Annotated in this window: 20 protein-coding genes; 12 read left to right on the forward strand and 8 right to left on the reverse strand. The window is 62.7% G+C overall.

Going from position 1 to position 21,908, the window contains the following annotated elements; genetic code table 11:
• From traD to AC5WJ1_RS30410, 8 genes are read right to left on the reverse strand one after another with little or no spacing between them, the layout of a single operon-like run.
• On the reverse strand, window positions 1-1,866 hold the full coding sequence (traD, locus tag AC5WJ1_RS30375; RefSeq protein WP_494477156.1) for a conjugative transfer system coupling protein TraD: 1,866 nt from the start codon (window positions 1,864-1,866) through the stop codon (window positions 1-3).
• Entirely contained in the window at window positions 1,863-3,107 is a 1,245-nt protein-coding gene (locus tag AC5WJ1_RS30380; protein ID WP_494477157.1) for a TraI domain-containing protein, read from the reverse strand. Before AC5WJ1_RS30380 ends, traD begins: the two co-directional genes overlap by 4 nt.
• Window positions 3,107-4,150, reverse strand: coding sequence for a TrbL/VirB6 family protein (locus AC5WJ1_RS30385; protein ID WP_494477158.1), 1,044 nt, complete (start codon window positions 4,148-4,150; stop codon window positions 3,107-3,109). Before AC5WJ1_RS30385 ends, AC5WJ1_RS30380 begins: the two co-directional genes overlap by 1 nt.
• 17 nt (window positions 4,151-4,167) lie before the next feature.
• The gene (locus tag AC5WJ1_RS30390; RefSeq protein ID WP_494477159.1) at window positions 4,168-4,926 is read right to left on the reverse strand and encodes a TrbJ/VirB5 family protein; all 759 of its coding nucleotides are present in this window, start codon (window positions 4,924-4,926) and stop codon (window positions 4,168-4,170) included.
• A gap of 14 nt (window positions 4,927-4,940) precedes the next feature.
• A complete protein-coding gene (locus AC5WJ1_RS30395; protein WP_494477160.1) occupies window positions 4,941-7,397 on the reverse strand; it encodes a VirB4 family type IV secretion system protein in 2,457 nt (818 codons plus the stop codon).
• Window positions 7,391-7,720 carry a conjugal transfer protein gene (locus AC5WJ1_RS30400; RefSeq protein WP_494477161.1) on the reverse strand — a complete coding sequence of 110 codons (330 nt, stop codon included), beginning with the start codon at window positions 7,718-7,720 and terminating at the stop codon, window positions 7,391-7,393. Before AC5WJ1_RS30400 ends, AC5WJ1_RS30395 begins: the two co-directional genes overlap by 7 nt.
• A 1-nt stretch (window position 7,721) precedes the next feature.
• Window positions 7,722-8,069, reverse strand: a complete 348-nt coding sequence (locus AC5WJ1_RS30405; RefSeq protein ID WP_494477162.1) for a TrbC/VirB2 family protein — start codon at window positions 8,067-8,069, stop codon at window positions 7,722-7,724.
• Window positions 8,070-8,088: 19 nt separating this feature from the next.
• A complete protein-coding gene (locus tag AC5WJ1_RS30410; protein ID WP_494477163.1) occupies window positions 8,089-9,138 on the reverse strand; it encodes a TadA family conjugal transfer-associated ATPase in 1,050 nt (349 codons plus the stop codon).
• A gap of 378 nt (window positions 9,139-9,516) precedes the next feature.
• Here AC5WJ1_RS30410 and AC5WJ1_RS30415 point away from each other — a divergent pair, with 378 nt between their 5' ends.
• From AC5WJ1_RS30415 to AC5WJ1_RS30470, 12 genes are read left to right on the forward strand one after another with little or no spacing between them, the layout of a single operon-like run.
• Window positions 9,517-10,224 (forward strand): VirB8/TrbF family protein, encoded by a 708-nt coding sequence (locus tag AC5WJ1_RS30415; RefSeq protein ID WP_494477164.1) that lies wholly within the window; start codon window positions 9,517-9,519, stop codon window positions 10,222-10,224.
• A gap of 15 nt (window positions 10,225-10,239) precedes the next feature.
• Window positions 10,240-11,148: a TrbG/VirB9 family P-type conjugative transfer protein gene (locus AC5WJ1_RS30420; protein ID WP_494477165.1), complete on the forward strand. Its 909-nt coding sequence runs from the start codon at window positions 10,240-10,242 to the stop codon at window positions 11,146-11,148.
• Between the two features lie 14 nt (window positions 11,149-11,162).
• Window positions 11,163-12,389 (forward strand): TraB/TrbI/VirB10 family type IV secretion system protein, encoded by a 1,227-nt coding sequence (locus AC5WJ1_RS30425; RefSeq protein ID WP_439673040.1) that lies wholly within the window; start codon window positions 11,163-11,165, stop codon window positions 12,387-12,389.
• Window positions 12,382-13,179: a lysozyme family protein gene (locus tag AC5WJ1_RS30430; RefSeq protein WP_494477166.1), complete on the forward strand. Its 798-nt coding sequence runs from the start codon at window positions 12,382-12,384 to the stop codon at window positions 13,177-13,179. The genes AC5WJ1_RS30425 and AC5WJ1_RS30430 overlap by 8 nt, the downstream gene beginning before the upstream one ends.
• Window positions 13,176-14,465, forward strand: coding sequence for a TrbG/VirB9 family P-type conjugative transfer protein (locus AC5WJ1_RS30435; RefSeq protein WP_494477167.1), 1,290 nt, complete (start codon window positions 13,176-13,178; stop codon window positions 14,463-14,465). The genes AC5WJ1_RS30430 and AC5WJ1_RS30435 overlap by 4 nt, the downstream gene beginning before the upstream one ends.
• Before the next feature lie 26 nt (window positions 14,466-14,491).
• Complete coding sequence (locus AC5WJ1_RS30440; protein WP_494477404.1) at window positions 14,492-14,896, forward strand: lytic transglycosylase domain-containing protein; 405 nt, start codon at window positions 14,492-14,494, stop codon at window positions 14,894-14,896.
• A 28-nt stretch (window positions 14,897-14,924) separates the two neighbouring features.
• On the forward strand, window positions 14,925-15,437 hold the full coding sequence (locus AC5WJ1_RS30445; RefSeq protein WP_494477168.1) for a toxin co-regulated pilus biosynthesis Q family protein: 513 nt from the start codon (window positions 14,925-14,927) through the stop codon (window positions 15,435-15,437).
• On the forward strand, window positions 15,434-17,092 hold the full coding sequence (locus tag AC5WJ1_RS30450) for a type II secretion system protein GspD (protein WP_494477169.1): 1,659 nt from the start codon (window positions 15,434-15,436) through the stop codon (window positions 17,090-17,092). The genes AC5WJ1_RS30445 and AC5WJ1_RS30450 overlap by 4 nt, the downstream gene beginning before the upstream one ends.
• Before the next feature lie 15 nt (window positions 17,093-17,107).
• A complete protein-coding gene (gene pilP, locus AC5WJ1_RS30455; RefSeq protein WP_494477170.1) occupies window positions 17,108-17,794 on the forward strand; it encodes a type IV pilus biogenesis protein PilP in 687 nt (228 codons plus the stop codon).
• Window positions 17,795-17,797: 3 nt separating this feature from the next.
• Window positions 17,798-19,036: a type 4b pilus protein PilO2 gene (gene pilO2, locus AC5WJ1_RS30460; protein ID WP_494477171.1), complete on the forward strand. Its 1,239-nt coding sequence runs from the start codon at window positions 17,798-17,800 to the stop codon at window positions 19,034-19,036.
• Complete coding sequence (locus tag AC5WJ1_RS30465) at window positions 19,036-20,841, forward strand: GspE/PulE family protein (protein ID WP_494477172.1); 1,806 nt, start codon at window positions 19,036-19,038, stop codon at window positions 20,839-20,841. Before pilO2 ends, AC5WJ1_RS30465 begins: the two co-directional genes overlap by 1 nt.
• Window positions 20,838-21,878 (forward strand): type II secretion system F family protein, encoded by a 1,041-nt coding sequence (locus AC5WJ1_RS30470; protein WP_494477173.1) that lies wholly within the window; start codon window positions 20,838-20,840, stop codon window positions 21,876-21,878. Before AC5WJ1_RS30465 ends, AC5WJ1_RS30470 begins: the two co-directional genes overlap by 4 nt.
• Window positions 21,879-21,908 lie beyond the last annotated feature (30 nt).

The raw sequence follows: 21,908 nt of genomic DNA on the forward strand, positions 1-21,908 counted from the left end.
TTAGTCTTTGATGATGGGAATTCGGCCCTGGTAGACAGCGCCCCCAGAGATTCGCAGAAAGTACTGCAGGTTCGGCAGTTGCATGACAAGGTCGTGCGGAATCAGTGGTACCTTCTCAAGCTGGGCCGAACGGGACATCGACCCGCTGAACTCGCCGATGTGGGCCTCTGTTCCGGTGCTGGTGCTGCTCGACACGACCAGGTTGCGGATAGCGGTGGTACCGGCCTTTTCGGAGAACCATTGCGCCGTGTCGATGTCTTCCAATCGTAAGACGATCTGGTTGTTCAAATTGCCCAAAACCTGCTGCATTTTGGCCACGTTTCCAAGCTTGGCCGTGAAGTCCGAGCGGGTCTGGTAGGCAACGAAAGCCTTGAAGCCGGCACCGCGGCCCTTGTTCAGCAGCTGGAGCAATTGCTCGTTGATGGCCTCGGCGGCTTCGTCGACCACCAGGACGATCTCGGGCGGCTTGGCGTAGAAGTTGTAAATCGCGCCCGCGACAGAAGCGATGTCTGCCAGCAGCATCGACATGACAGCCTGTGCCACCATCGAATTGGAAAGGGAGTCCGCTCCAACGTAGAGAACCGCCTTCTGCTTGATGACCTTGTCGATATCCCAGATCTCGCGGTCGTCCTCAAAGTCGTCGGCCTTTGGTGCCAGCATTAGACCTGTCTCGCCCGTGGCGAGCATCTGCAGCAGAGGCAGGGCGGATGCAATGATCCGGCCATAGTGGTCGCGGTCGTGTTGATAGGTCGAGATGAGGCCGTCGATCGCTTCATGCCCGTTGCCGAGCTTGGAGAATCGGTCGATGTACAGGCTGACCATGGCGTCCAGGCGGGTGCCGCCCGCCTTCTGCGCAACCTTCTGCATGTACCCCGTGGCTTCCTCTTCCCAATCGAGCTTCCCGGCTTCAGGGAAGAAGCGCTCCAGCCCGCGCTCGAGAAGATTGTTGATGCCGTTCTGTGCGTACTGCAGGATCGATCGCAGGTTCGGCTTGTCGCCGACATAGAGCTCGCCCTTCACGGCGCGGTCGATGAACAGAAAGGCGAACTGGCGGAAAGGGCCTTCCTCCATCAGTTGGGCGATACGCGTTGGGATTTCCGATGGCTGCGACCAGTTTTCCAGCGGATTCAACCGGATAGACTGCGATGGTGCGGCCTGTTTCCAGTACAGGAACTTGCGGCCGGTCCGCTCGCATTCGCGCTTGCACCTAGCGACCCAGTCAGGATCATTCTTGGGATCAATCGCGATCAAAATGTCATTTGAATTGTGAATGACCTGTGTCGAGATGAGTTCGAAGGTCCGTGTCTTACCTGAACCGGTCGTACCGCTGATTGATGTGTGGCCGCCCATCGCCTTGTAGTGGAAGGGGATAGGGATGCGCTGCAATTCCATACCACCGATCCAGGATTTTCCCTGCGGCGATCGGTCGACGATGCTATTCTCTGGGGCGAACAGCTTCTCGATAGCCTTGACCGTTTCCTTTGGCAGCCATTTGGGCAGGCCCGGGATGTCGCTCGATGGCATGCGCAGGATGTCGTGGGCGATCTGACAATGCTTCTGCGACCATTCGTATCCGGTACCCAAATACATGGCGTCGTCGTCCTTGTCATCCGAGCGCAACTTGCGGCTCTGTGTCAGGAGATCATCGATCCCGATGAGGGTCAGCCATTTCGTGGAGATGGAAAGACGAAACCTGAGCGCGCGCCACACCTGGCTGGAGCGATAGAGCAGGAATGCCAGGCCACCCAGCGCAAAGTAGCCACTGTTGGGCATGCCACTCACCAGAAGCAGCAAGACAGCCAACGCCCAACCGACGACTGCGCGGAACTCGTAGATGGGGCGAAAGTGATTAATGTACTGGTTCATGCGGCCTCGGAGGCAGGCAAGATCAGGTTTCCAACCTCGTTGACCAGCAGGATGTCTTGCCCCACGATCTTGTAGAGATGCTTGAACTTGCGCAGATTTTCGATGAGCGTCTCGGAGGCAATGCCATAGTTGCCCAGCGAGCGCTTGCTGATGGCAACCTTTCCCTCAACCCGGGTTACCTTCGTCTTGCCGGCGGCCGCGTCCTGGGAGAGCGCCTTGAAGAATTCGCGCATGAGGTTCGAGGTGCCAGCAATCGCCTTGAACGGATCCTCGGCCGGTGCTTCCTTGCGCAAGGATCGGGCACCGTCGAGCTTTAAGGTGTTAGGCGACGCACGGTGCTGCGCGCTCGCATCGCTGCCGGCCTGCTGGAGTCCGGCTGGGGAACTTGGATCCGCCTCGGTCGTAATCTCCGGTTGCTCCGCTTTCGCCGCCGTCTCCGTCTCGGGTACGGGCGCCGTCTCCGTTTTCGCCTGCGCTGGCGGCGTCGACGCGCCGGTGACGCCATCGGCGGCCAGCGCGTGCGCTGACGGGGCAGGTGTTGTGTCCGGGGCAAAGGCCGCCCGACGGGCCTTCAACTCGAACTGGGTGACGGTCTCGATGGCCTGACGCACCACCTTGTGCAGCAGCGTCTCCAGGCCGGCTGGCCGTGGATCTGGGTTGATGGCGCCGAACAGATCGGTCAGCACCTGGCTGTCAAATGCGCCCAGGCGCTCAGCCCCCAGGATTTCCCGTGCTAGCAGTGCCGTGCGCATCCGCTCGCTCGGCAGAGGTGCCTCACGACGGGTGACCCGGTATGTGTCATCGCCAAGCCAGATGCCAAAGGCGCCGTGGGCGGCAGGAACCCATTCCGCTCCGTCGCGCTGCCGGTGAAACTGGAAGTGGCGGCAAGGCTCGTCGAGCCGCGAACAGCACGCTGCGAGGAACAGCGCATACAGGTACTGAGGCTCAAGCTGGCGCCGGCGTTCCGAGGTCTGATCTGCGGCAAACTTCTGGGCGCCGGACAGCCGCATGGCGAAGTACGCGGCTTCGACCGTCGCGCGGAACGCTCCCCCTGGTTCGGCGTGCTCGGTCGGCCGAAGCGGCATGCTGGAGAACCACGCGGCGCAGCGATCTAGAACGCTGAGCCACTTGGTACGGAAGTCGCCCCCATTCGATTCGTTGGCATACTGTCGAACCAACGCAAGGCGGCTGTCGTGGGATGCCAGCAAAGCCGGTGGAGTCAGGTGGTGATGGACCGTCATCACTTGCCCTTCTTGGCCAGGAACCCGCCGATTCCGCTAGCGGCTTTCATGCCCAGACGCCCGGCAGCACCCCCGCTCAGCCCGCCACCGGACCCGAAGATTGCGCCCGCCATCTTGGGGATCTCCAGCGCGACAAGCAGCATGAACATCGCGACGCCGAGCGCATAGGCAGCGCCCGCAAGGGACTGGGTGCCGATGTCAGTCTGGTCGACCATGGTGGAAGTGAAAGCGCTGGAGACGAGTCGCGCCATGACGGAGGCAACGACCGTGTACATCGAGGCACTAATCATGAAATCGAGCCAGGAGACGAAGAAGCGGCGCGAGTAATCCGAGAATGCGAGCGCTACAGCGAGAGGGCCCACGACGATGCCGACGGCGGCCTGCACCTCCCCTAAAGCGATGAAGAAGCTGTAGAGCAGCGCTGCAACCGCACAGACCACAAATGTAATGATGAGGACGATCCCGGAAAGGGCTACGCTAAGTATGGAGAGGCCGCTTGCCGCATCCATAGCCTTGTTGTAGGTGTCCAGGAAGCCGGCGCCTACCGAGATGAGCGTCAAGGCCGGATTGCTGGAGCGAGTACCGGCGATCTTGTCGCCGAGCATTTTGAACCAGTCGAAAATTCCCGGTGCGAACTTGTCGTACCCCAAATAGATCCCTGCGAAGATTCCCAAGAGCATTAACGCCTCAAAGATGTCCGTCCACGCCGTGGTCGGATCGTTCGTTGCAGCGAATCGGATGCCGGCCAGAGTCAGCGTGATGAGTGCCAAGCCATAGGCCACCTTGTCGGTCTCCGATCGGATGGTCTGACTCAGCGGTGTAGCGCTTGCGATCAGGCCGCTGCGAAACGATTCGAACTGGCCGACCCAACTTTTGAGAGATTCGGCGATCGTCCCTTTCTGTCCGGAGAATGACGGCGGGGTCTTGGTGGATTCTTCCGCCTGCGACCCAATCATCAAAGGGGGAATCTCGGTCTGAGCGAAAGCCACGTTTGTGTGCAATAGCACAGCAGTGACCAGTAGAATCAATAGACGCAATAGCATGGCTTCCTGGCACCCGCTCAGTCGGCTTGCAGCTTGCGAGAGAAGACCCGGGCACGCAGTTGCCGGAGCTCCTCATCCTGCGCAGTCGAGATCGCGCGCATAGCCTCAGCGCTTTGCGTTTCCCTGGCGACGCTCTGTTGGTCCCTATCCGCGTCCGCTTGGGCCCGCACGCTCATGAGCTGCAGCAGATCCGAGTTCTGGCTGGCAAGCACGTCCAGCATCTGATTGGTGGATTGCGCCGCCGCCTGAGCCGTCGGCGAGAGCTTGACCTGTGCCTGAATCTTCTGACGGCGCTGTGCGACAGACTGCGTGTTCTTGAAGATTTGCTCGCCCAGGCTGAACAGGTTCTTGGCCGTCTTGTCGCCGTTGCTCAGCAGCTGGCGCTGGTCCTGGAACCATTGCTCCTTAGTCTTGCCCGAGGCAACGACCATGCTCTGGATCTTCTTCAAATAGTCGGCGTTGTCGGAGACAGTGCCATACAAGTCCTTAAGCGTAGTGCCATAAACCTCGTACTTGCCGATGTCATCCTTGATCGCGTCCAGCTGCTCCGTCAGGGCGGCGGCGTCCAGGCCCGTGGACTGCAGAAGCTGGTTGGCCATCATCTTGTACTGGTAGGCGATGTTGGTATTCTCGTAAACCTCCGTTTTCAGCGATTGCATTGCCGTCATGGTGGTCTGAATGAGTCCCACCCAGTCGGTGACGGGCAGCGCGGCATGGGCCGAAGAAGCCCCGAAGACCGCAGTGGCGATGGCGATGTTGGCGATCCAATTCTTCACTTGATGCTCCAACGTTATGCGGCGCGCGCGAGCATTTCGCGCACATAGCGGTCCTGCCAATCGGCGTCGCCAGACGTGTAGTGTTTGTCGCAGATGGACTGTGCAACGCCATCCGAGCGCAGCATGGCGACCATCTCGTCGGAGAATGACGTCTGCAGCATCCGGGTCTGGGTAGTGGTGATGAGGAGGTAGTCGCGATTGGGCACCGCGTCAGAGATCAGGGCAACCTGGTCATCGGTCAGACCGAACTTCTCCTTGTAAAGCTCAGGACTAGTTTTGGCCTGGCTGTTAGGGAGGTAGACCCAGTTCGCGATGTTCTCCTTGAGGATTTCGAAGTTCGCGACGCGCGCAATCTGGCGAAGGGACTGCGTCGCCGACCAGATGGCGCCATTGAGCTTGCGGATGGTGGTGATCCAATCCTCGTAGCGCCGATAGAAGCGTTCGTTCTGGAAGAAGAAGCCGCATTCTTCCACCTCGATGATGGTGTAGCGGATACCGTCCATCGACTGGCTGATGCGGTAGAAGGCGTAGTCGGTGAACAGTACCGCTGCGCGTTCATACTTCTGGAACAGCTCGCCCATCTCGATGCACAGGTTGTCACTGACGGCGAATGCGTCCTCGGCGTGATCGAAGAAGTGACCGTACTGACCGCCCTTGAGCCAGATCTGAAGCCGCGTGCGCAGGTCGGCATGCAGCATCGTGGAGAGCGAGCTGAGGGTCCAGCGTTCGCGGGGGTATCCCGCGACTAGCTTCACGGCCTCGAAGAGGTCCTGGACCTGCTGCGGCGACAGCGTGAAGTCATCGTCTTCGAGGGCGAGCGTCAGCCATTCCGTGACGTAGGTGAAGTTCGCGGGATCGGCCAGCAGCGACAAGGGATTGACCGGCGTGCTGGTCTGGAACTTGCCCGTCACGTCGATGAACGTGCCGCCACTGAGCAGCGTGGGAATGCGGGTAGACCTATCCTTGTCGAAGCGAATCCGACGCGCCTTGTGCCTGTCGCCCTGCGACACCAGGAAGTTCAGGAACACGGATTTGCCAGCACCAATTGGACCGATCACGAACAAATGACCATTGCCACCCCGCTGGTGCATGTCGACGCGCTGGATGGTTCGGTGGCGGGTTGGCAGGCAGGTGAGCGGGGGAACCTCGGCGCCGGTCTTCTCGCTCAGCCATGCGTTGAATGTAGGACCTTCCAGGACAGAACGGACGGGCGCGATGTCGGACACGGCAGGCGTTTCGACGAACTGCAGTCGCCGTTGCTTGTCCCAGCGACCGGGCAGGGTGCTGTTCCAGGCAGGCATCAGATTGGCCTTCTCGCGGATCGCCCCGAAGCCGGCGTTGGTCAATGCGCCGACCACCTCGCTGACGGCGTCCTCGCATTCACTTTCAGAGTCGGCATAGATAATCACCGAAATGTTGGCGAAGCCGTGCTGCACCCCTTCAGCGGTAAGCCGCTTGAGGGCATGACCGGCTTCCTTGGCAAGTTCCTCGCGACCTTCGTCGTTCTCGCTTTCCTCCTTCGATACATACTGCTTCATCATGGAGCGCAGGTTCACCGCGGCCATCTTGTAGAAGCGACGAACTTTCTCGATGTATGCGGTGGCGCGTGCGGTGTCGAGGAAGCGGTACATGATGCAGATGTCCAACTCGGCATCCACTTGCAGGAGGCTGTCCAGCGCTGCTTCCTGAAAGCTCATCCATTCCTTGACCGCGACCACTGCCGCATAGCGCTTGCCATGGGCGGATTCGAACAGCAGTCTCTCGGCACCCACCGTGACTTCGGATTCCGTCAGGTGCGTGTCGAGCAGCGTGACCGGATACCGGATGCGACGCGGCGGCACGCTGGGGTTGGCAACTTGATGGAGCGCCGCATAGCTGTCCTGCATCGTGAGCCGTGTCGGCTTGATGCGCGGGATGCCGCCGGAGAATGCGTCGAGCATGGCCTCGAAACGCCGAGTATCTGCGCGCATCTTCTCCAGATCGAAGGCGAAAGCGCTACGTGACAGCACCGTGTCCTTGGCGGCTTCAACGATCGCACCGTAGACGGACCGCCCCCCCACGGTCATGTGATAGCCAATCTTTTCAAAGAACTTGGCGATGCCGGATTCCGGTGTATAGGCGATGCTGAGCGCGTGCGTATTGCGGAAGTATCGGCCCGTTGTCATGTGCGCACGGTTGAGCGCATTGAGACGCGCGTCTGCCGCGTTGCTGAACTCGCCGTCGATGAAACCGGACGTACGGCGATGGGACACTCGCCACCAGGCTGTGATCCGGTTGTCGAAGGATCGGCAAGCCTGGTCGAGCTGGTCTCGGGCCGAGGTAATGTCACTGGCGTCCGCGCTGTCCGCATCGACGCCGCGGAACTCGTAGGTCGCCAGAAGCGAGCCGTCCTTGTTCAGGATCAGTTCCGGGGTGAGGGACGTGAGCCAGGGCACGATCTCTGCCAGCGGGCGGCGTTTGAGTTTCAGCATGGCAAGTCACTGTCAAAGCCGTACGGCCGGCGGAACACCGCGTCGGACTTGCCGTGCCAGGGCACCGACTCGTACAGGTCGCCGTACATGTTGTAGACGTTGAGAATCTGGTTCCACCACGGATCTCGGCTCGTCAGCCACGCCAACAGCGCATGGGTGCAAAGGCCGATGACGAAGATCAACACCGGGATCTCCCAGCCGCTGCGGTAGGTGACATAGATCAACAGCGCGACGATGGTGCCGTTGGCGATGGCAAGGCCCCGCACCGCGCCTGCGATCAGGCGAGGCATCGACAGGCCGATGCTCACATGGTGCTTTCTCATCTCAGAAACCGGTGCAGGCGGCGACGATGTTCAGCGTCTTCAGGATCGACGGCGCCGCCGCGGCCAGGCCGACGCCAACGCAAGCTCCCGAGATGAACTTGGACAGGCTCGATTCCGCATTGGCATAGGCATAGGCGCCGAGCACAATGACGATCAGGCCGATGACGAACAGATACTTCGTGTTGATGAAGGTGGCGATTCCGCAGATGAAGTTGCCAAGATTGCCGAGGAACGAATCGTCCGCCGCGACGGCGGAGGTGGCGACTGCCATCATGCCGACGAGCAACAAGGCGGACGGGGCGTACTTGCGAGCCGTCGCGCGAGCGCGCAGGGAGAAATGGGGGGGCATGCGGGAGGACTCCTGAGGATTAGAAAACACGTTGGAATTCGTAGTCGTTGTTGCGAAAGCCCTTGATCTCGATGATCTCGGAGAGCACGCGCATGTCTCCCGAGCGCTTCATGTGCACAACGTAGTGAATGCAGTCGGCAATGAGGCGACGCATGTCTTCGACTTTCCAGCCGGAACCGGGCGGGATGCCGAGCAGAGCCATGCTTTCGAGTCGTGACAAGGCCATGCGGGGACTCGGTGCGTGCAATGACCCCATGCCGCCGTCGTGGCCAGTGTTGAAGGCCTGGAGCATGTCGTACGCTTCGCCGCCCCGGACTTCGCCAACCAGAATCCGATCTGGCCGGAAGCGCAGAGAGAGCGCGACGAGATGCTGCGTGGTAACGCCCTTGTCGGCGTTGGAAAGCAGCCGCACGACGTTCGGCACGCTGGGCTTGAGCTCCGTTGTGTCCTCGATGGTGATGACGCGCTCCTCCGGCGGAATCTCGCCGACCATGGCATTGAGTAGCGTGGTCTTGCCTGAAGAGGTACCGCCTGCCACCAGGATGTTCTTGCGCTGGCGGACTAGCTCGCCGAGCGCCCGGGCGAGTGCGTCGTCCTCGACAGGGCCGCAGAAAATGGGCGTCTCGATTTCCGTGCGCGCATGCCGGGATGAGAACGCGCCGGCTTTCACATAGTCCGACAGGCGCATGTTCTTCTCGCGATGCCGCCGGATGCTCAGTGCGTGGCCGTCGATCGACGTTGGCTGCATCACGGCGGCGATCCGCAGGCCCTTGTGACCGGCGTTGATGATGCCCTGGGCCGTGCCGCGCACCGCGGACTTTTCTACCGACGACGCCAAGGAACGGATTGCCCCCTCGATCTTGAACGGATCGATCTCGATATCGAGTCGGGTCATGATGCCGCGTCGCTCGACCCAGATGCTGTTGTGGCGATTGATCATGACCTCCGCCACGTCATCCGCATGAAGGACATCGTGCAACGGCGCCAGCGATTCGAAGAACATCGACACGGAGCTGTCGGCAAGCTGCGTGAGCTGCAGAAGAGGGTGGTTGGTGGACGCTGATTCCATGCCCGCTATTGTTGGCGGGCAAACGGTCCTGTAGTCGACTGAAAGCTAGGCGATTTTCAAGAGCTTTTGACGAAGTTGTGGGGCGCCGGTCCGCTCAAGGCGTAGCAAGAGGAACATGTTCCTTCTTAAGATAGCGAATGACGCGGTCAAATCCTGAGCTTTCGAAGGTAGACACCTCGCTGGCGCCCCTCGCCGCGGGAAATCGGGTGGCGGCATAGCGGCTGGCGCTGGGCGAGCCATCCCGACGGCTGTGAAGGCATCAAATTGAGGTGAAGCGAGAGGAAAATTGGAAAGCTCAGCAAATTGGCACAGCTTTCGAGGGCAGGTGCATGCCATTTCGCTGATTCAATTAGCGGCATCCCAAAAGCCCGCCGCATCATGCGATTCCTACGCAGATCCACCGACAAAGCCAAGCCCCTGACCGTTGCGCCAGGTATGTATGGCGAAGAGCGTCCGGAACAAGTCATTTTCGATCGGACCACGCGCATCACCGTGGACCGCAATCACTGGAAGCTCGCAACGGTCGGCGCCGCGTGCGTCGCACTCGCGGCGATTCTGACCCGCGAGCCGCCGCCGTCGGTGGTGAAGGTCGTTGGCGTTTCGGCGGATGCGACCGGCAAGCCGATCACGCGTGAACTGGACGCATTCCATCCGGATGAACGACAGGTGCAGGCCGCGCTCAAGGACCTCGTGCAGCGGTGGTTCACGATCGAGCCCATTCTGATGCCAAAGATTGAGTCGTCGCGCATGGCGGCGAATCTGCGGTCGGTGCGAGAGCAGATGCTGGGATCGGCCAAGGAGCAGTTCAAGGCATGGGTCGATGAAGACGAGCCGTTCCGGCAGGTGATGTCGGCGCCGACGCTCACCCGGGAACCGAAGTTCACCAATATTGCCAGCCTGCCCGATAGCACCGTGGTGGTGGAATTCGTGACCACGACCACCGAGGATGGGTACAAGCCGCGCAAGCAGCGGTACGCGATCACGTTCCGCTATCAGGTCAAGCCGGCGGACAAGGAAGCCATGCTCGGGACGAACCCCTTTGGTGTCTTCCCCATCTTCTTCTCCATCCAGAAATCTGCGGCCTGAGCCGTGCAAATGCCCATGGAAGCGCGCACCCCCTCCCGACTTCTCCCGCTGGCCATCGCCCTTGGCCTGGCACTGTTGCTCTCCATCCCCGATGGCAACGCGGCGGAAAAGAATGGGCGCCGCCTCGGCGCAGGCGTCGCCGGTCTTGGTATCGGCGACCTGAGCGACGCCATGAACCCGGGAAACCCGTTCAACGGCGGTGTCGACCCTATCGCGTTGCCGGGTGATTCACGCCTGGTCGTATTCACTTACAGCCGCGACCAGATCTTCCGCGTGCTGAGCGCGCCACTGAAAGTCACAACGATCGAGTTCCCGGACGATGAGCAGATCGTTGGCGACCCGGCCTGGGGCGAGAACGTGCGCTGGGACTACGACACGGATGGCGCCAACCATCTCTACGTGAAGCCGCAGGCGGCGGGTCTCGTCAATACCTTGTCGGTGAACACGAATAAGCGCAGCTACGAGTTCACGCTGGTGTCCTCGCCGCTGGGCGGCATCTTCTACCAGAAAGTGCGCTTCCGCATTCCGACCTCCATCTCGGCCAAGCTAAAGGCGCGCAACGATGCGCGCGGCGAGCAAGGGGAGGATGCCAGGTCAGCCGGGGCCGATGCGCGCAACCCTGACGCCGTCGCGGTGTCGCCGGACCAGTTGAACTTCGAGTATTCCATTTCCGGCACCGCCAGCTTCAAGCCGGAGACCGCGTTCGACGATGGCAAGGCGCTCTGGCTACGACTGCCTGCCGCCGCGTTGCAGAGCTGGCCGGTCGCGCTGGTGAAGGACGGCAGCGACTTTGTTGTGGTCAATCAGCTTCGTCGCGGCGGCTATCTGGTGGTGCAGCGCCTCGCCGATACCGTCGTCCTGCGCTCCGGTGACGATGAGATCAAGATCGAGCGTGGGCGCCGTCGCGTCCTGGGGCTGTTCTGATGCGCGCCTCGAAGATGGATCCAAACGCAGCTTCCGTGAGCGATGCGCAAGTCCGTACGGTGAAGGGAAAGCTTCCCCGCAACGTGATGTTCGCACTCGGCGGCATTTCGGCGTTGATCGTGGGCGCTCTGGGCTACTACTTCCAGACCGTCACGGACGAACAGCTTGAGGCGAAGGCCGAGCAGGCCCGGGCGGATCAGATCAAGCAGCGCGCGGGCAATGCTGACAATGGGCAAAGCCTTGAGGCGGCGATTCGCGCACAGGCGGACAAGGCTCGCGACGAAGCCGACAAGCAGCGCAAGGAAGCCATTACGCCGGACTCCAAGAAGCCGGTGCTGACCGCTGCCGATCTGAACGGCGGCCCGAAAGCGACGCCCACGGTGGATGCCAAGAAGAACGAGGAGGATGATCTCTTCACGGCACCCGTGTTCAAGTCTGGCGTGCGCAAGTCTCAACTGACTCAGGGGCGACTGCCAGCCGGGATCGCGGATGTCTCGGACCCTGCGCAAATGCGCGCGATCCAGCAAGCGGTGGCCGCACGCCAGGGCGCTGCGAATGCGGCCGCGCTCGCACAGGACAACGCGACGCCACAGCCAGTCTCCGGTGACCGGCAGTTCCTGCGTGACGCCGGGAGCGTGAGCACCTTGCGAACCGGCTTCGATGGCAAGTTGCCAAAATGCACAGTCAGCCGAGGCTTCGTCATCCCGGCAGTGTTTGCCGGGGGCCTCAACTCGGACAAGCCCGGCGAGTTCCGCGCCACCGTGTCCCAGGACATCTACGACACCGTGCAGGGTACCTGCAAGGTAATCCCTGCCGGCAGCACGCTGGTCGGTATGTATAGCGCGGACATTGCTGTCGGGCAGGAGCGCCTTCTCACAGCGTTCGTGCGCATGCAACTGCCCAACGGCAAAACCGTGCCGCTCCTGGGGATGCAGGGTGCCGATCCAGATGGGACCGCCGGCAACAGCGGTGACGTCAATAACCACTTTTTGAGAATCTTCAGCGGTGCGCTGGTGATCGGTGCGCTCTCGCTTCGTTTCAACGACAACCCGACGACGACCACCGTCGGGCCGGCCGGTCTGGTCGCCTATGGAAACGCCGCGGGGCAAATCGCCACGCAGACCGCGCAGACCATCCTGAACCGCAACCAGAATATCCGTCCGACCATCACGACCGAGCCGGGACAAAAGATGATGGTCCAGGTCAAGCATGACATCGTGCTGGAGGCCTATCGTGACTAAGCGGCTCGCAGCATTCGTCGTATGTGGCGTCGCATCGCTTGCCACGCAAGCTGCAACGATCGACGCGGTCATTAGCCCGAACGCCATTGTGGTGAAAGTCGATGGTCGGGCGCGTGTTCACACCCTCGAAGGGAATCCGGTCCTGTATTGCGGACTCGAAGCATTCCTCGGATGGTCGGCGCGCCTGCTTGGTGCACAGATCGATCCCGGTGCGGAGGCTGGCCCAGTTGTCACGCTTGCCGGCAAACCTGTACCGATCGCCGCCTTGTTCGTGCGCGAGGGTTGGCTGCGTCCGCCCGCACTGAATGATGCCGCACAGGAAGCGCTGGCCGAGCGGCGCGGCGGCTGGGCGTGTGCCCCCAAGACAGAACCGTTCGCACAGATGGGAAGCCGCGTGGATCCCAAGATCACAGCGGGCATTGCCATGAATGAGTCGTCCTACCGAGGCCGACCCTGGCCGTGGACGCTCAATGTGGCCGGCCGCGGCATGTTCTTTTCGACGCGCGAGGAAGCCTACGGCGCCATCAACCGATTGCTTGCCAATCAACGCTGCGATTTCGATGTCGGGCTGATGCAGGTGAACTGGTGCTACCACGGCAAGCGGTTCGCTTCGCCATGGGATGCGCTTGCCCCGGCGACGAACATCCGCGTGGCAGAAGACATTCTGACCGAGAACCTGCAACGCAGCGGCTCCGCCATGAAGGCGGTGGCGTGGTACCACAGCGCGAACCCGGAGCGCGGTGGGCCGTACTTCTCCCGATTCATGAAACACGTCGCGCAATTCCAATGATCAGGCCGCTTATCCTTTCCGCACTTGCTCTGGTGGCGACGCATGCCATGGCGGCCGACACCGACCCACTGGACTTCGACTATCAGGTCGTCGCGCGCGCCGCCGATCGCCCCGCCATGGTGTTCAACGATGGGCTGTCGACTTACATCCAGCCTCGGCATGGCCAGGCCGTGCAGGCAGAGGGGGCGATCCAGAGCGGCCCATACTGGGTGATCGATGGGGTGCCAGACGTCGTTCGCTACTCGGTCAGCGGGCAGCCTGTCGTCGCTCGCTGGAAGCGGGCAAACGGTTTCACGTCGGAGCCGGCGAATCCAGTAGGAGATATGGCCCGTAGCCCCGCCGCAATCTCTGGGCGACTGGCACTGATCGGCAGCTACGCCAGCCAGCCCCTGGTCCGTGCTGGCCGGTCCAACCTGCCGCTCGCGCAGCTGGTGAAGTCGATCGCGCCGGCAGGATGGAGCGGCACCGCGCAGAAAGACATCCCCTTGACCGAAGAAGTGATCCTCGAAACGCGCGGCGGGGAGAACTGGCTGCAGGCGCTTGCCCGCGTGCTAGAGCAGCGCAACCTCTACGGTGAGGTGGATTTCAGCCGCCGCAATATCGCGCTGCGCGCCGGCCCAGCGAAGAGCTTCGCCGTGGTCGAGGGTGACGTCGCAGCCGCAACCCCTGACGGGAAGCTTCAGGCCACTGCCACGACAGCTGACACGTTGCCTGCTTCCCCGGCATCGTTGCCTGCAGCCCCTGCCGATGCGGTAACGCCGGTAGCCGGGACACCGCTGCCAGAGGGCCCTACCCTGGCCTCTGCATTCGGCGCGGTGGCGATCCGTGACACGAAGCAGGGCCGAATCGAGATCCGGTTCGAGCAGGAGCCCAAGGACTTGGTCTTGCGGGACGCTTCAAACAGCAAGATCTGGACGAGGTGGGATGAGACCCAGCGCGTAATGTCCTTTGCGACAGTCGACCGGTTCACGGCGACGGCGGGCGGGAAATCCGTGGAGGTGAAGCGCACCCCGGAAATTGCCTATGAGTTTTCCCGTCAGAACAGCGCCGGGCTGGATATGGTCTTCGAGAAGGACGGTGCCACCTACCTCAGCTTTGCCAAGTCGATGGTGAGCGTTTCCGTGTTCGGCGATGAGCACCAGCGCAACGGCGAGCACAAGGACCGCTATTACAAGTTCGACGGCATTGCAGCACGCTTGACCGTGATCGCGGATGGGAGCGTGGTCTACGTGGATCGCGTGCCGCAGGTCCGGTTCAAAGAGCAGCATGGAAAGGTGGCGCTGTGAGGATCGAAGCGATCGGGTTCGTGTTCATGGCCTTGCTGACCGGCGCTGCCCATGCCGACTGCCTGGACGATGCCGCGGTGTTTCACGGCGTGAGCCCTTCGCTGCTGCGAAGCATCGCCATGCAGGAATCTGGCATGCGCCCATGGGTCACGAATCGCAATGCCAACGGTTCGGAGGATATCGGCCTCATGCAGATCAATTCGATCCACCTGCCGCGGCTGGGCCGGTACGGCATCACGCGAGCCCACCTGTTTGATGGATGCATCAATGCCTACGTCGGCGCGTGGATCCTGCGCGAGAACATCCAGCGCTTCGGGCCGACGTGGAAAGCAGTCGGGGCTTACAACGCCTCCTCACCCGACAAGCAGTTGCGGTACGCCAACCAGATTCATGCGCGGTGGCAGGCGCTGCAACGCGCCGCCTTGCGGTAGTTCCTTCAGATCAATCGAAAGCATAGCTATGTGCCAATCCAACCGAACCCTCCGCATTGCCGTCACTGCGGCGACGCTGCTGAGCGGCTTGAGCCTCGCGCCGGCAGTGCATGCCTCGCTACTGTCGAGCGACGGCTGGCAGCAACTGCAGCCGGCGCGGATCAACAAGGCCGCAATCGACCAGACATTGCTGGCCGCGAATACGTCCTCGCTGACCGCAGCATCGGTCCCAACCAATACGCCGGCATTGGCAGTTGCCGCTTCGGGCGGCGCTCCGGTGGTCGGCGACGTGTTCCGCCTTGTCAAAGGGCAGGCGCTTCAACAGCAGCTTCAGAGCTGGGCCGCCAGGGCGGGCTGGACAGTCGCATGGAATGTTCCGGACGGATGGATCGTGCCGGGCGACAAGGACTACGGGAGCGACTTCGAAGGCGCTGTGAAGCGCGTTGTCGAGGAGCTGGCCAGCAACGGTGCAGACGTGGTGGGGGATAGCTGGCGCGGCAACCGCACGGTGATCATCAGCCAAAACGGAATGGTGCAATGAAGATGCAAAGCAAACGCTATACCGCCGCTGCCGTGGCGACCGCCACGCTGCTATCAGGATGCGGCGTGATGGAGACGCGCAATGTGCAGAACGCCATCGGCAGCGAGGCGCGTGCGCGTTACGCCGACGCGCCTCGCAGTCGCCCTGTGTTTCGGGTGCACGAAGGCGCCTGGTTGCTGGGCGAGAAAATCCGCGCCAGCAAGCCTCAGCCGGACATCTACGGCAAGCATGTGACGTTCAAAGGCACACTTGGTTCGTTGAACGAAGCCGTCAACTGGATCGCGCAGAGCGTCGGCGTGCGCGCGACTCTGGATGTGTCGGCCGTTGCGTCAGCAGCCGCCGGTACGCCGACGCAGCCACCCGCCGCGGCACGGCCAGGCGGTCCCATCCCCATGGGGGGAACGCCGCGTGTGGTCGACCTCGCCGCACCATTGGGCAGCGTGTCTGCTGGCTCGGCCGCCAGTATCGCCTCGGTTATGCCGTTGACGCTGCGGTACGAAGGCAACTTCAAGGGCTTTCTGGATGCCGTTGAGGCCCATTTCGGCGTCTGGTCCCGCTACAACGACGGCACGGTGACGTTCTTCAGGACGGAAACTCGGACCTTCATGCTGCCGAGCCTTGCCGACGCCTCGTTGATGAACGGATCGATCACAACGTCGGACAGCAGTTCTGGCGGGATGGCAGGCGCTTCAAGCAATGGCGGGAGTGCAGGCGGCAGTGGCGGCAGAAGCGGACAGTCGATGAGCATGTCCATCGAGATGAAGCCTTGGGAAACCCTCCAGGCCACCGCGAAGGCAGTCGCCGGCGCGAGCGCTGAGGTCGTTGTTGACAAGAACCTTGGCACCTTGACGGTCACTGGCGACCCCGTGCAGTGCGATCGCATTGAGCAGTTCGTGAAGAGCCTGGCAGCCATGTATGGGAAGCAGGTGGCCATCGATGTGCAGGTCTACGACGTCCGCGTGACGCGGGAGGACAACTACGGTCTGAATCTCTCGCTCGCCTACCAGAGCTCCAGTGGCGGCACAGGCGTATCGTTCAATTCGGCAAGCATGCCGGCAGTTTCTGGCAGCGCCTCGCCCATGAACCTGGGCGCGACGATCATGAGCGGACCGTTTGCTGGCAGCAAAGCCGTGGTCCAGGCGCTTTCGACGCTTGGCAATGTGTCGCAGGTGGTGTCGCGCTCGGGCGTTACGCAGAACGGCAAGGTGCTGGCCCTGCAGACTGCAACCCTGCAGGACTATGTCTCGCAGTCGCAGACAACGCTCGCCTCGAATGTAGGTTCCACCAGTTCGATCCAGACCGGCACGGTGACTTATGGCTTCACCAGCAACTTCCTGCCCAAGGTCGTCGACGGGCGGATCCTGATGAACTTCGACATGACGCTGTCCGACCTGCTGCCGCTGGAGCGGTTCAACTCGGGCGGGACCTCGAACCAGACCAGCGTCCAGCTGCGCACCATGCCGACCAATCGGTTCACACAGTCGATCACCCTGAAGCCGGGCGAATCACTGGTGCTGACCGGGCTGCGCAACCAGAAGGTGACGACGACCAATAACGGAATTGGCGAGCCCTGGATGGCGGCGCTCGGCGGCGGGGTCGGCGCCAGTAAGGGCGACACGGTTATCGCGATCGTGATCTCGGCCCGCCTGCTGTAACACAGAGACCACACCATGCAGAAACTCGCATTCAATCTTCGTTGGGCTCCGCCCGCGCTGGCTGTTGCCGCAATCGTTGGCCTGTCGGCATCCCTCTCGGCCAACGCGCTGCCGGCGACGTCGAACCCCGTCTCGGCGGCGATCGCATCGGCTGGGGGCGGCGCGGTGACGTTGCAACCGGCATCCGCCCCGGCGGCGCTGGCCAAGGCCGACACTGCGACGACTGGCGCCGGCAGTGCCGCTACCGCCGCGATGGCGGCAACGGTGGCCGAGAGTACCCAGCCGTCGCGCCCTTCCGACGCCTCGGAGCTGGCGGTGTTGCAGTCGCAGATCGCCCTATGGAAGGCACGCGCCGAGATCGCCAAGTACAAGGCGGAAGTCAGGCGCGCGGAGGACTCGCTGGCGGCCGCGCCCGCGGGCGTGCCCGCGCCGCCGGTAGGGGGGGCGCCCTCGATTTCGTTGGCTGGCCCGATGCCGTCGAGCGGCGTTGCCGAACGGGGTCCGCGACTTGCGCCGGAAGCGCCCCGACTGATTTCGTTGCGCGCTTTCGATGGTCACTACAACGCCTTGATGGATGTCAACGGGCGCACAGTTCCGGTCCAGGCTGGCGACACGCTGGATGGCGGCTGGAAGGTCGTGAGCATCGACGACGGTGGGGTAAAGCTTGCCAACGGCAAGCGCGTGCGCGCTCTGAGGCCCTGAGCCATGGCGGAGATCCTGTCATTCCCCGGGCTGAAAGGCGGCTTCGCCATCGGGCTGTCCTGGCAACACGAAGAGGAGCAGCCGCGCAGGAGCGCCCTGCGAGCGAAAGCGCTGGAGCTGGGCCGCAACGTGCGTTGGGGCGTGGTGCATCAAAGCGCGGAAGGTGCCGTCCAGAGTGGCTTCTGCGAAGCCATCGCCGGCGCGAAGCCGGCCGCATTGAAGCCGCTGGCCGCCATTGTGGCCGGCCAGCACCGTCAGCCATGGATGGGGCTCTTTCACCTGCACGGAAGCCGCTACTGGTACATCGCGGTCCGGCAAGGACACGCCGTCATTGCGGGTGGTGATCGGGTTGGCTCGCTGGAAGAGTTGACTACGCTCCGCGAGCGGCATCGTGCCTTGGGGGACTGGACGGAAGTCGAGGGCACGCTGCGCGATCTCGCGAGCATGGCGCGCGCTTCGAAGGGTGTGTCGGTACTGCGAGATGTCCAGTCCGGCCCATGGAAATCGGCCGCCTATCCGGTAGCTGCAGTCGCTGGCGTGGCGGCCGTTCTCGCCGGTGGGTGGTACTGGTATGACCAGAAACAGGAGGCCGAGCGCGAGGCGCAGCTGATGCGCCAGCGTGCGATCGTCGCCGCGCAGCGCGCCAATGAAGCTGCCCGGCAACAGGCGTTGCCTTGGGTGGCAGAGGCTGCGCCGACGGCCTTCCTGCAGGCGTGCCGGCGGGCGTGGGACCGGCAGGCCCTGGCGGACGCCGGGTGGACGCTCGCCAGCTGGCGGTGCAAGCCTGCTACCACGACGACCCTGACGATCGAGACCGGCTGGAAGCGGGATGGCGGGGTGGCTGCCAATGCCCCAGGCGTGCTTTCGGCGGACGGCAATCAGGCGAACGCCACGGCGCATGCGCCGGCTGTCTTCCTGCCATCCTCGCGCGCGGTCAACGCGCCTTCCGTGGCGCAGCGGTCGATGTGGACGTATGCGCAGGGCAACGGCTTGAGCTTGCAACTGACCATGCCGCCCGCGCTGCTCCCTGCAGACGGAAAGTCCCCGGCTGACCCGTGGCTGGCAATGTCGGCGGACATCGGCTTCGGCGCACCGCCATGGCTGGGCGCCGGTGAGGGCGTGGACGCTGTGGCCGGCTTGCGCCTGACGGAAGTCAGCTATGAAGCGGCCGCCCAGGCATGGAAGGGAACCGGGAAGCTGTACGCAATGCGGGACAGCGCGTCGCTGCCCGCGAGGAATTGATGATGCTCGCGACTATTACGCGCCTGTGGCGCAGTCCACGCAAAGAGTCGGCAACCGGCATGGGATTCCCCATGCGGGCCGAGCCATCGGTGAAGACGGATGTGCTGAAGTTGCCACCGCCGCCGGATGTCCTGGATCCGCATGTCCTGTATCCACGCAGTCTGCCCGCAACCTTCGACCGTGTTGCCTGTAACCTGGGCCACTTGACGGCGGAGCAAGCGGCGGCGCTGCGTCAGCGCGCGTCGGAAAGCGGGCTCTACGTCGAGGATCTTGCCAAAGGGCTTGGCCTGACCGATGACAACGTTCAGGAAGTGCTGGCGGTGCACGCTTGTGAAGTCTATGTGGATGCGCGGCACTTCGGCACCCCGCGGCTTCTGACGTGGGAGGTCAAACTGCGGCGCAGCGGCGCAGCCCCGCAATTGCGCAAGGTGTCCGCGCAGGAGCTGGCCGTGCTGCGACAGCAGCGCGGCTCCGGCCAGCAGCTGGATACTGACCTGCAGACCTTGAGCTTGGCGCGGCGGCTGATCGCGGATTGCGCTGTCCTGATCGCCTCCGACATTCACATTCTGGTCCGCGAGCACCATACCGAGATTCAGGTACGGATCAAGGGCGACCTGCGCACGATCTCGGCCTTGTCGATGCGCCGGGAGGAAGGGGAACGCCTGATTCGCGCCATGTACACCGGCTTGGCCACTGTGAAGGCGGCCACCTACAACCCGCTGGACGTGCAGGACGCCCAGATCGCGGGCGACGCGCTGCCGGGCACTGGCATTTCGAGCGTGCGGATTGTGCGCGGACCCGCTTACCCGGTAGAGAGCGGCGGCGGCTTTCTCGTGGCGCGGCTGCAATATCGTGAGCACCACGAGGGAGCCCGCAAGGCTGACGCCATCGAGGCGGCGAAACGTCTGGACTTGCGCATCCCCGAGGCCTCGGCCAGCGCGTTCAAGCTTGGTCAGATGGGATACACGCCGCTCCAGGTGGAGCTCGTCTCGCAACTGCTGCGTCGTCCCATGGGCGTGATCGTCGTGACGGGTCCGACCGGCAGCGGCAAGACGACGACGCTCTTTGAGTGCACCCGCCATCAAGCGCGGCTATTCCCCCAGAAGCGCCTTATCACCATCGAGAACCCGACCGAGTATCCGATGGACTGGGCGATCCAGCTTGTTACGGAAAGCGAACGATTTCCCGAGATGCTGCGCATGACGCTGCGGATGGACCCGGATGTCATCCTGCTCGGTGAAATCCGGGGTGTAGAGGAGGCCATCGCCACACTGCAGGCCGCTGCCACGGGTCATTTGGTGGCGACCACCCTTCACGTCACCGATCCCTTTGAAACCTTTTCGCGCCTGGCGATGTTGGATCACGTGCGACTGGCGATGGAAGTCATCTGCAATCACAACCAGATTATCGGTCTGATTGCACAGCGGATTGTTCCGCTGCTCTGTCCCGAATGCGCCGTTCCACTCGAAAGTGCGCAGGCAAATCTGCCGGACTACATGCTGCGCGCGGTGCGTTCGTGGGGAGATACGTCTGCCGTGCGAGTCCGTGGGGCTGGCTGCGATCACTGCCATGGCGAGGCGATCATTGGCCAACAGGCGGTGGCTGAGGTTGTGGTGGCCAGTGAGGCGCTGATGCAGGACTGCATTGAGCACGGCGTGTTGGTCGCGAGGCGGAACCACCGGGCGCGGCCCGGCTCCGACAAGCCGATGATTGCCCATGCGATGGATCTCGTCCTGACCGGCCGGCTTGATCCGGTGGACGCCGAGCGTAGTGTTGACGCAATTCCAATGCGGGAGGAATCGTGAGCGGACTGTCATGGGCAATGCGGCGACGCCTGTATCAGCAGGCATCCAACCAGTTGGAGAATGGGCTGACCCTCGCCCAGATTCTGGAGGACTTTCGGGAGCGGCAGGCCAGGCGCGGACGCAAGCGCGCAGCAGACGCTGCACACGAGGTCGGTCGCCAGGTCCGCGACGGCAAGACCCTGATGGCGGCAATGGGTACGAGCCTCAGCGACCTTGAGCGAAGCGTGCTGGACGCGGGCGAGAAGGCAGGGCAATTGTCGGACGCGATGCGGCTTGTCCTGGACGTCCGGGACCTGACGACGCGCCTTCGCCAGAAACTGCAGGCGAGCTTCTTTGCGCCCGCGGTGTACCTCATGACGCTCTATGTGGTCTTGCTGCTGATCGGTGCCTACATCGTGCCGCAGTTCCTCGACGTCCTCCCGCTCGAAAAGTGGACGGACTGGGCCTATGCGATGTACTGGATGGGGCAGCTGGCGGTAGGGTGGCCGGCGCCAGTGATCTTCGGAGGGTTGGGCGCGTATGCCCTATGGAGCTGGTGGGCACTGTCCAGATGGACCGGCCGGGGCAGGCGGTTCTGTGACCAGCACGTGTTCCCCTTCACCGCATACCGGGAGATCACCGGGTTCACCTGGTTGATGTCGTTTGTCGCGCTGCTGCGGGCGAACGTTCCTGATATCGCCGCGCTGGAGGGACAGATCGGCTCGGCATCGCCGTGGCTGGCGTCTCGCCTGCGGCCGATTCGGCTCGGGCTGGCCGATGGCCTGGACCTGGCGGAAGCCATGCGGCAGACCGGGAACGGTTTTCCGTCTTTGGACCTGATCGACGAAATCGGCGCGTATGCGGGCTTCGACGACTTCACGGAGAAGATCACGGTGGCCGTGCGGCAAAACGCTGAGGTCATCGAGCGGCAGCTGCTTGCGAAAGGGATGGTGATGTCAGCAGTCTTCACCGGCCTGATGTTCCTGGCCTTCGTGGTGCTGCAACTCGGCTCCAACTCTCTCTCATCGATCCTCACGTCCTCGATGGGGCAGTTCTAACCTACGACAGTTTCAAACTCAAAAGGGGTA

The organism is Cupriavidus sp. MEYA8, from assembly GCF_059278825.1.